The sequence below is a fragment of the Vibrio sp. SG41-7 genome, assembly GCF_014164465.1.
In the GTDB taxonomy this organism is placed as follows: Bacteria; Pseudomonadota; Gammaproteobacteria; order Enterobacterales; family Vibrionaceae; genus Vibrio; species Vibrio splendidus.
The window spans coordinates 1-10882 of the sequence record NZ_JACJFF010000149.1; the positions used below are offsets into that span (position 1 = coordinate 1).

The window sequence follows — 10882 nt, forward strand, 5'->3', positions numbered from 1 at the left end:
CGTTCCAGTGGCCAAGGGCATCTTTAAACTCCACTACAACAGGTTGCTCGTTAAAATAACTTTCAGAACTCGTTGGGTCATCATAATGAATTGAAAAATTAATATTTTTGGCGCGACTAAAACCATTATTCTGAGCATTACAAAACTTTATGCTAGGAAGCGGATGAGAGCTGTCTGAGCCATCAAGCGGTTTATTCGCATATTTATCGCTTACGGTTACAGTTAGCCCACTAGACTCAAAATCAATATTACAATTTGAGGTAGATAACTCCCCATTGCCCCGACAAAGTACATTATTCAGTTCGGATGGAGGCGTATTTGTATACCCAATACCGAGCTCAGTTTTAAGCGCCTGATTACTTCCAAGTTTAAGAGCTACTTGACCTGTAAATGTACGTGAGTCACCATCAATCCAATATGCTCCGTTTGATGTGGTTATCGGCTTTAAGGTGACTGATATAGGTTCGTCAAATAAGTTACAACTGTCATCTGCACAAGCTTTTAATATTATATCTTCTGGTTCACACGTGTTACCTACCCCCGAGTGTATAAACTCAAAATGATGAAGCCCATCACTAAGCTTTTCATACTGATCGGCACAAACCTGTAAGTTATCAACTTCATGAACGTTGGTAGCTTGTCCTGTCGACCCCGTAAGAGACAATCTAAAGTTATTAGGTACACTGGTTTGCCCATAACCATCCATAACATCAATTCGACTAATAATGGATTCCCAATCGCTGCCATTCAGAATATCTATAGAAAAAAACACCTGGCTTTCCGTGCTATCTATAGTTACTCGGTATCGCCTTTTCTGACCATTATCTAACGTGTCGGAATCATAGTACCCTGTAATATATTCGTACCCGCTGCTCCATTGACCTTCAGAAGTCAGTTTCCCAGAGCCACGCACAGCAATAGCATCAGACGTATCATTTGGAATGTTCGATGGTAGATTTATCGCCCCTTCCTTGGAAAAGTTTCCGTACTCATCAATGCCAACGCCTAGCCAACCACCTGCAAAACCTTCAATTCCAGGTTTCAAACCGTAACCTAAAGGACCACCAAAGGCCCCAGCTCCAGGAGGAACTGAAGCATCAGACAACACAATAGCCATACCGTCACCACCAGAGCCCGGTCGAGCGTAATGATCAAACTCTATACTCACGTAATTATTTTTGGCTGGGAATAAATATTGGTAGCTTGCTGCTGTTGATTGTTGAAGCTTATTTTGGTTCAACACTAATCGACCATCAGCTATTTCAGGTAAGTCACTGGTTCCATAAGAAGTCACAGACCAGTTTTCAAGAGAGCCGTTAAAATCCTCTAGTGGCAGAAGTTCACATTGGTTTGGAACTGGAGAGCCACACTCATGTCGCTGTTGATATAAAAGCGCCACTTTTTCACTATTTAAGGTTTGATCAAACACTTGAACTTCATCAATATAGCCATCAAATGAGCGACTAGTAAAACCAACATCGTTACCAATAGTTAATGGGTGACCATTAGTTTTTAGTTTCGGGTTTCCATTATTTGATGCCTGGGAATCACGTTGACCGTTGATATAAAGTTTAGCTTGATTATCTCGTTTCCAATTATAAGTAATTACTACATGAGTCCAAGGAGCATCAGCCCCTACAGGTACAGTGAAGTTACTAGTTAATGTTTGAGTATTATCATTACCGTTATTGCTCTCTTCCCAATACCAGAAAATTTTTCCACTACTATTTAAGTGAAACTCATAGTTTGTATCTTTAGCAACAATTGTATATAAATCGCTGCCACTTGGCAGGGAGAGCGGTTTAATCCAAGCTGATACTGTTAAGTTCTCTGAGAGATCAAGCTCAGCATCACTAGGAACTTCAACATATGAATTATTATCATTGCTAAACACTCCATACTCGCAAGTGCCAAAATTAAAGGAATTGGCGGTTAATGCAGCGTCACCATTCCCGACGTATGGGCCGTTTACAGCTTTACCATTATGATTGCCCATTTCATCTTTGACGTTATAGACATTAGCTAACCAATTATTCCCTTCGAGGTGATACTTAGCTACAGGATCAGGTAAAGTTAATTTATCACAGGCATTTCCAGGAACAATTTTATGCAAACAAACCCCATCAACTACGCTTGAATTATCTTGTGGGTAATTAGGAAATTGAAGTTCAGCCCAACCGTTAGCAGTCGAAGCGATTGCATCTCCGTATATGTGTGCATTCTTTAGAGATAGGTGATGAGTTTTTGTTGTAACACTTCCCTTAACTTCTGAATCCGTTACATTCAAAGCCCCTAGGCTTGTCACAGTAGTCTCGCCAGCAACAAAAGAAGCAAGACCTATAGTTGCGTTGTTTCCAATAGTAATTGTATTGACACTTCGATTTGACACATCTCCTTCTATTGTGGAGCTATCAATCGTAATTGTGAAAGCCCCGTCGACAGAACCTTTTACAAGTGAATTCGAATCCAGAGTTAAGCTACCTCCACTAAAAATACTTCCAGGAAGCCTTAACTTAGAAAATAAAGATACTCCACCACCAGCACTCGATAGAGTAGTTGTACCCTCATTACCAGAAAAAAAAGCAACTGGTTTAAATTCAGTATTTGTTATATTAAAAGTCTGGTCAGCTTTAACCACACTATTATCATAAAGATTAATAGTGTTATTACGTGAAGAAAAAATCCCGTAACATCGATACTCTCTAGCCCACTCAGAACCATTTATAGATATCGGCGCTTGTCCTCCTCCATTATATGTACATAACTGTTTAAAGTCAGATTCAAGCTCTAAGTTATAAGTTGCGCCATAAGATAACGAAGAAGTAAGTAAAGTAGTTAATAACAAAAAAAACTGACACTGTTTAACTATAAGTTTCTTTCTCATAACTCAACTTCCTTAACCCAAAGCTCTTGATTACGTTGAACTTCACTCACTCCAGAACCACAAACAACAGAGGACTCTAAAACATAAAAAACAAAACCATCGAGCTGCCCCCGGCTTGCACATTGCAATGAACTCAGCGAACAATTCATCGATGACTCAGAAACTATTGAATCAGCAACATTTGCCACAGCACTCGGTATAGGGTCAGTGCACACAGTTGAAATAGCAGATGAAGATTGTGGGTCAGGATCCGGATAGAACTGAGTCATCACATACTCATTAACAGAATGGCTGAGTAACCAAGCTTGCGTGCCTAGCACCACTCGGGTGTTTGAGTCATTATCAGACCAACTCGTTCGACTCAAACTTGTCGCTAAGAAACCAAGCACTACGATAACAAAGATGACCATGATTAGCGCACTGCCTTTTTGGGTTGATTTACGGGACATTTATCACCTGTATCTCTTGCTCAAACACTGTGGACTCATTATTTTCTGCAAACTCGAGAATCAACTCAACAACACCATTATTCTGAACATCCGCAGGCTGATAACTCAGGGTACTATTCTCACTCATAACTCGATCGCTTATTGTGACACCATTACGAGTTAGTAAATTACTATTCGCAAGGCAATATTCCACAAGGTTATTTGAGTCAAAAATGTAGTGCCTTTTGCCTACAGATTCACTGATAAGAGTGTTAGCACCATTTGGAATAGAAAAATAGGCGGCGGATGCACTAGGAGGAGTAACATTGTTAAGAGGGTATATATTGTTTAATTCGTTGATATCAGTGTGAGGACGCGTCGGATTTATTACTAATGACATGGATTGTAATGAGCTACTCGTTGCTCCGGTATCACTAACCAAGAAGTTAATATCAGCTCCAGAAATGGCATAAAAACCTGAATCAACAATTGGATAGAATGATACACAATCACTACTCACTGAAGCTGGAAACAAATTAGGTACAGCATGCCTCACTTCACGAGAAAGCTTTTCCAATACAAACCGAGCTTCCGTTTGTAGTCGAAAACGCTCTACGGAACCAAAATAGCCTCTCACACCAAGCTCAGTAAAATTCGCGACACCAAGTAAGACGATACTTGAGATGACAATAGATAGAATCATCTCTATGAGCGTAAACCCTTTCCCTTTCATTAATACTCCCCTCTATAAGCGACTAAGGTGATAGGAGGATTATTGCTTGCGGTAATTGTTAACGTAAATTTCTGCATAGATGTATTGGGCGTATCATTGGTAACGACCAAATCCACATCAAAATTAGTGTAAGTGCTGCCAAGTTCAATTGGAGTACCAGAGCTCACCGTTCCGTAATCTCGAGCTAATAGATCGGTCATAATACTTTGACCTAATGCCGAAGCTCGGTTGGAATAATTCACTTGACCTGAAAGCGCGGATTGTGGTGCAAGAAAAGTAGAAAATGCGAGCATTGCAAAACCAAGTAGTACAATAACAATGATCGACTCGATAAGCGTAAAGCCACTATTTACGTACTTCATGGGCATACCTGATTACTTGGATAAACAAAACCTTGAGAATTGATACAAACCCAAGCTCTGTCGGAACTATTATTAGATGAGATAGTAATTTGAACACCAGATGAGGCAGTATTTTCAGGGTTACCTAAAAGGTTGAATTCGATTGGAGAAGAGTAGCTAGAGGTAGGTACAGACGCGAAACTATAATCATCACTAGCAATAACATCACTTCTTGTTTCAGATGTGTTGTCACAAGCTGATTGCGAACCGATACAATTGTTTGCAGCCACTAAACGTAAGCTTTCAGCGCCTGACACAGACATATCCATGTTAGATTGCATTCTATTCAACTGAACTTGCCGAACGACAGAAGAAACCTGATTTTGAAGAGCATAAAGTTCATAGTTTTTGCGTCCACCAAAACGGCTGATAGCCGTCGCTGAAATAATAGCTAATAAAAGAATCACTACGATTAACTCTACAAGAGTGAAACCTCTGTTTGGCTTTGTATTCATATATACCCAAAGTAGCTAGTTATGACTCTACATTACAAGATAGACTCAAAATAATGAAGGTTTCTAATATGAGTTTTAATACTAATTCTAGTTTATGATTTGAATAAAAAAGGCCAGCAAATGCTGGCCTCTAGCTTACCGAAGCAAGCTATTTAGTTACCTGTACCACCACAACCATCAGCTGCATCACCTAATTCAACGGTAGTCGATGCAGCACTAGCAGCTGTCGTACCTGTTGCTTCAGTATAAAGTACAATACACTTGTCAGTCACAGTTGCTCCTTTAAAAGCAAATGTTAAGCTTGGGGTTGCTGGAGCAGAAGTGCTTGCCACGACATCCCAATCAGTACTTAAACCAACTACAGCAGCAACAATACCAGCCTCATTAGCAGTAGGGTAACCATAGGCAGTAGTAATACCTTCAACATCAGGGGTAGTCGTAGAATCTAAAGCCTCTTGCCCTTCAACTGCTGACTTTCCGTAAACGATACCAGATGCACCATCAATTGCACCTTTCAAACCTTGCAAAGATGATGCTCGAGCATCATCTTGCAGGTTCAAGAAACGTGGTGCCGCAGTTACAGCAAGAATACCCAGAATAACAATTACAACCACTAGTTCGATTAGGGTGAAACCGCCTTGTCTTTTCATAGTTAAGCTCTCTCTATGTTTAATTTTACGCAGACTTACTGCAAAGTTACGGTCACACGACCAGTTTTAATTTCGTAAACAAATTGGTGCTCGGCATTACCTTCTAATTGAATGTAAGTACACGTTGCATCACCTGAATTCGCTTGCGCTGAATATTTGTAATTTGAGTCGCTAGCAACATCTGAGACCGCACCAACTTTAGGTGGATTCTGCAATAAATTCCCCATCAACTCAGAACAGGTTTTATCTGAAATGTCTTGTGGTGCAGTGCTCGAATCGTTGTTCAGAGTCCATGGATAGCCATCTCTAAAATCGGTATTGACATTGTTACTGTTCTTGGATCTTGTTAACCAAAAATCAACACCATCATAATTTACAGTATTGTATGTTTCAGCACCTATATTCTCTGACGGCCTAGCTTCTGCTTCCCACTGTGCTCTTGCCGACAAAACGGCGGTTGCAAAACCACCAGCGACACCTTCAATGCTTGATTTTTTAGCCTCATCTGTCACGTCGAGGTAGCGGGGTAAAGCTGCTACCGCCAATAAACCAACGACCACGATCACTATGACTAATTCGACAAGGGAGAAACCCTTTTGATTCTTAAGCATTTTCTACCCAGCCATCTAATTATTAGCGCGCATTATACATTCACGCTCGTATAAAACCATAAAAAACCGTCAATATTTTCACAAAGCCAAAATATTGGCTTTCACACTAAACCTTTCCCTTTCGAGTAATATGTCTATCTGATATTTATCAGCATAATGATAACTGCAGTGAAAGTGCATGTTATCACCTTTATCTTCAACACTCGGTGAACTGAGCCCTAAAATGCATTCTTGAGGGTATAATTCTTCAAGCCAATAATGACAGTCTCGCTCATCTCCTTGAATCGGCATTATCCAGCCTGTTCGGCTATAACTTTTAGGATGTTCCGAGTTATTGTCTTGCTCAGCACCCGATAACAAATACTGTTGTTTGAACAGGTTTGCTTGCTCTAAAATTCGCTTGCTCGCGACGATCAATGCCGTGTTAGTCGCTTCTTCTTCTACCGTTTTAAAGGCAGAGAGCCCCCCCACAATAAGAAAAAGAATAACGACACTCCAAATAACAAAACGTGAGCGTTGTAGGTTATTTAGCATTCCCTAGCCTTTGATTGCATCCAGCATTCCCCACATCGGTAGGAAAATACCCAGAGCTAAGATCAGCACCATACCAGCCACAACCACCAATAAAATAGGTTCGATCCTTGCGGTTAAGGTCTTTAAGTCATAATCGACCTCTCGATCATAAAAATCGGATACCTCAAGTAATAGCTCATCAATACGGCCGGTTTCTTCACCCACCGAAATCATTTGTATCACCAGTGGGGTGAAAATTTCGCTATTGATCGCTGTTGAAGAAACCGTACTACCGGCTTCTATTGCGGCTTTCATAGCCTGAACTCTCAACTCAAGGAATCGGTTATCCAACGCTTCCGCAGACAACGACAGTGATTGATTCAGTGGTACACCGGCTTTTAGCATCAAGGCAAAAGTACGAGAAAATCGCGAAAGTAGCGCTCGATTCACCACCCCACCAATCACGGGTATTTTTAAGCGTAACCTGTCCCATTTTTCCAATCCTTTGTCTGTCTTAACCCATGCTTTAAAAGCAAAGATAAGACCAAAGATCACGCCAAGCATTAAGCCCCAGTAATTCACAAAGAACTCAGACATACCAATCAAGATACGAGTAGGCAGCGGCAAGTCGACACCAAAGCGCGCAAACATGCTTGAGAACTGTGGAATAACCTTGATGTTAAGAATGAACATTGCAATCAAGATAAAACTGATCACAAATGTTGGGTAACGCATCGCAGTCTTGATTCTCTTACGAGTCTCTACTTCTTGCTCATAGTATCCAGCCAATTGCAGCAAAGCCTGATCTAGACGACCGGTATTTTCACCAACCCCTATCATAGAGACAAACAGCGGGCTGAACACCTTGGGATGCATCTGCATCGATGCTGATAATCCACGACCATTGGTTAGCTCAGCAACCACGTCTTCTAAGGCCGCTTTCAACTGCTTATTTTCACAGTTTTGGGTCAGGCCTTTCATCGACCTTAATAGTGGTACACCCGCCTTGGTTAGGCTGTATAACTGTCGACAAAACAGAACTAAGACTTCAAGCGGAACATTCGGCGAGAACAGACTCGATACATCCATATCCAGTACTGAACCACCACTTTTACCCAGTTTAATAGAGGTGGGAATAATCCCCTTACTCATCAAACTTTCTGCGGCAAGATCTTCGTTATTCGCATCTAACTGGCCAGTCACTTGGCTGCCATCAGAACTGCGACCTACATAACGATACGTTGGCATATCACTCTACCCCTACAGATAAATTGGGTCAGTGGCACCGGAAGCATCGCCTTCACCAAGGTGCATGATCTCATCGAGGCTCACGACACCTTGCAAAGCTAGCTCCATCGCAGAAGCCAACAACGGTTTGTAGTTTTTAGACCGCCTTGCCGTTTGAGCAAAGCCAACCGCATCATTCGCTCTGAGTGCATCCATCATGTCTTGCTCTAGCTCCAACATTTCAAATACACCAATACGCCCTCGATAACCGGTTAGGTTACAGTTCTGGCAACCACGACCTTTCATGAATAGCACAGCCACTTGATTAGGGAAACGTACGCTCAACCACTGCTTACGAGGTTCATCCAATTCATCCTCAACCTTACAATCAGTACACACTTTACGAACTAATCGCTGTGCCACTACCGCTCTCACGGCACTTGCCACAAGATAACCGGGAGCACCCATGTCCATCATACGCAGCGCACTGTCTACTGCATCGTTGGTATGCAGCGTACTTAACACTAAGTGGCCAGTCAGTGCGGCTCTCAAGCCAATCTCAACGGTTTCGTGGTCGCGCATCTCACCAATAAGGATGATATCGGGATCCTGACGAAGGAAAGTTCTGAGGATAGTAGAGAAATCGAGATTGATCTTAGGGTTTACCTGAACTTGGTTCACACGAGGAAGGCGGTATTCCACCGGATCTTCCGCGGTAATGATCTTTTTGCCCGGCTCGTTTAATTCGCTTAGCGCACTATAAAGGGTGGTTGTTTTACCTGAACCCGTCGGGCCAGTGACCAAAATCATGCCATGTGGGCGGCGTAACTGTTGACGAAGTCGAACCAACAGATCACTTGGTATACCTGACGCCTCTAACTTACGAAGGCCGGCTGATTGGTTGAGAAGACGCATAACCACAGACTCACCATGTTGCACGGGCATAGTCGACATACGAATATCAACAGACTGACCTTTGGCTCGAATGTTAAAACGACCATCTTGAGGAAGACGCTTCTCTGAGATATCGAGGTTTGCCATTAACTTCAAGCGCAGTACGAGTGCAGAAGCAATATTGACTTCATTCAGCAGTGTTTCATGCAGCACGCCATCAATACGCTGACGAAGACGCAATACGTTTGAATCTGGCTCAATATGAATATCAGATGCACCGACTTGGATTGCATCTTCAAATAGCGAGTTGATCAGCTTAACGACCGTAACTTCGTCACTGTCTTCACCAGCAATATCAAAATCAAAGGTGTCATTGACTTGGTGTTCGGCATGAAGCTGCTCGGCGAAAGACGCTATTTCTTTGGTTCGGCGGTAATAGCGATCAAAGCCATCCACTAATTGTCTTTCTTGAGCGACAACGAATTCAAGCGCGTAGTCACCTAGTTGGCCAAGCAAAGATTCCTGAGCAAACAAGTCCGCAGGATCACTCATGGCGACACGTAACGTATCGCCTTGGCGTCCAATCACCAATGCACGAAGACGACGAGCATGCACTTCAGGTAAAAGCTGTACCGCTTCAACATCAACAACGGCTCGACTTAAATCAATGAGAGGAATAGCGAGTTGCTGAGACAAGAAACTCAACATCTGTTGTTCTGATAAGAAACCAAGTTCAATCAGCGCATCACCTAGCTTACGACCGGTACTTTTTTGAGCAGAAAGAGCTTGTTCAACTTGGGCCTCAGTGATGATTCCCTCTTCGACGAGCAAATCACCTAGCCTTTTTCTTAATCTAATTTGCATCGCCACTCTCCTCTAAAGCTTTGATTATTTTTAAGCGGTCACGCACAAAGTTTTGCGATTGAGATGAGATTCCAACTCTGGTTAAGGCACCTTGGTATGACTCTTTTGCAGCAGAAAAATCAAGTTGACGCTCTTGTTGAATCGCAAGGCCAAGCCACCAGCGAGCATTATCTGAATCAACCTCGACTAACTTTTGGTAACTCTCGAGCGCGATGTCTTCTTGCTGAGATTTTTGACTCAACGCCGCACGCATAGCTAAATAATCTTGAGTAGGATTTGGTGGCAGGTGGATTAACGGGCTTAAAGCTGCTTCTGCTTGGTTAGCTTTAACCAGCAGTTTAGATAACCCTAATCGCAGTTTTTCACTGTTGATGTTGAGCTTGATACCAGACTGATACAGCTCATAGGCTTTACGAGTATCGCCTTTACCAAAATAGAGAATCGCAAGTTTCTGACGGACATCTTCATTTCGTGGCGTATAACGCAAGGCTTCGGTGTAACCTTTCAAAGCACCAGTAAGATCATTCGCATCAAGCGCTTTCTGAGCTCGCCCTTGTGCATTCACTGATAACTGCTCAGGCGTTAGCTCTACCTGCTCAATCAACATTTCGCTATTTTCTGAACTGTCAGAAGATTCTTTCTCATTAGAGATAGGAGCCGGATCTTTTTTTGCCACGCTAGCAACGTAAATCGGCTTTGGAATGTCAGCATTACTCGCTTTAGCCGTGCTTAACGGTTTAGGCGTAACGTCGGGGGTTCTCGCTTTAGAAGTACTCGACGTTGTCGTTGGCTTAACTTGAACGTTATTTGCCGCTACTGTGCTTTCTGCGGAACGGGGCGTTAAATCTAGCGTCACTAATTTCTGGGTTGGCGATGAGAGTGTTTGAGTAACAACATCTTGCATTTCTCCAGAACTCTCTAAGACAGAGACCTGAACTTGTGCATCTCGAGTTGAGATTGAATGTTCAACGGTAGGGCCTTGTGATATCGCCCAACCGCCCATCGCTAAACTCAAAGTAAAGCCCGCAACAACCCAAACCAATGGGGAACGCGTTTTTACTTTAGGTACGATTGCTGCTTCAATCGAAGTCGCTGACTTTTTCTTTGCCAATTCAGACAAGGCGTTATTTATGACGCTCATAATTAATTCCAACCCCACAATATTGGCGTTTTAAATTTAGGCTTACATACATCGTAAGTTTCATGCATGGCTGAAAACAGG

11 protein-coding genes are annotated in these 10882 nt (G+C 42.4%); all 11 read right to left on the reverse strand.

Features of this window, described 5'->3' with window-relative positions; translation table 11 throughout:
• Nucleotides 1–2884 (reverse strand): LamG-like jellyroll fold domain-containing protein (locus H5300_RS23490; protein ID WP_310736187.1); only part of this gene is annotated, 2884 nt, incomplete at its 3' end.
• Nucleotides 2881–3333 carry an MSHA biogenesis protein MshP gene (locus tag H5300_RS23495; RefSeq protein ID WP_182797033.1) on the reverse strand — a complete coding sequence of 151 codons (453 nt, stop codon included), beginning with the start codon at nt 3331–3333 and terminating at the stop codon, nt 2881–2883. The genes H5300_RS23490 and H5300_RS23495, both read right to left, overlap by 4 nt.
• Entirely contained in the window at nt 3323–4045 is a 723-nt protein-coding gene (locus H5300_RS23500) for a PilW family protein (RefSeq protein WP_182797034.1), read from the reverse strand. Before H5300_RS23500 ends, H5300_RS23495 begins: the two co-directional genes overlap by 11 nt.
• The gene (locus H5300_RS23505; protein WP_182797035.1) at nt 4045–4407 is read right to left on the reverse strand and encodes a prepilin-type N-terminal cleavage/methylation domain-containing protein; all 363 of its coding nucleotides are present in this window, start codon (nt 4405–4407) and stop codon (nt 4045–4047) included. The genes H5300_RS23500 and H5300_RS23505 overlap by 1 nt, the downstream gene beginning before the upstream one ends.
• Nucleotides 4404–4901 (reverse strand): type II secretion system protein, encoded by a 498-nt coding sequence (locus H5300_RS23510; RefSeq protein WP_182797036.1) that lies wholly within the window; start codon nt 4899–4901, stop codon nt 4404–4406. Before H5300_RS23510 ends, H5300_RS23505 begins: the two co-directional genes overlap by 4 nt.
• A 152-nt stretch (nt 4902–5053) precedes the next feature.
• Nucleotides 5054–5551 carry a prepilin-type N-terminal cleavage/methylation domain-containing protein gene (locus H5300_RS23515; RefSeq protein ID WP_182797037.1) on the reverse strand — a complete coding sequence of 166 codons (498 nt, stop codon included), beginning with the start codon at nt 5549–5551 and terminating at the stop codon, nt 5054–5056.
• Nucleotides 5552–5586: 35 nt separating this feature from the next.
• Nucleotides 5587–6162, reverse strand: coding sequence for a prepilin-type N-terminal cleavage/methylation domain-containing protein (locus H5300_RS23520; protein ID WP_182797038.1), 576 nt, complete (start codon nt 6160–6162; stop codon nt 5587–5589).
• Between the two features lie 78 nt (nt 6163–6240).
• On the reverse strand, nt 6241–6696 hold the full coding sequence (locus H5300_RS23525) for an MSHA biogenesis protein MshF (RefSeq protein WP_182797039.1): 456 nt from the start codon (nt 6694–6696) through the stop codon (nt 6241–6243).
• A 3-nt stretch (nt 6697–6699) separates the two neighbouring features.
• Complete coding sequence (locus tag H5300_RS23530; RefSeq protein ID WP_182797040.1) at nt 6700–7923, reverse strand: type II secretion system F family protein; 1224 nt, start codon at nt 7921–7923, stop codon at nt 6700–6702.
• 12 nt (nt 7924–7935) lie between these two features.
• On the reverse strand, nt 7936–9660 hold the full coding sequence (locus tag H5300_RS23535) for a GspE/PulE family protein (RefSeq protein ID WP_182797041.1): 1725 nt from the start codon (nt 9658–9660) through the stop codon (nt 7936–7938).
• Nucleotides 9650–10801, reverse strand: a complete 1152-nt coding sequence (locus H5300_RS23540) for a lipopolysaccharide assembly protein LapB (protein WP_182797042.1) — start codon at nt 10799–10801, stop codon at nt 9650–9652. Before H5300_RS23540 ends, H5300_RS23535 begins: the two co-directional genes overlap by 11 nt.
• Nucleotides 10802–10882: the final 81 nt, after the last annotated feature.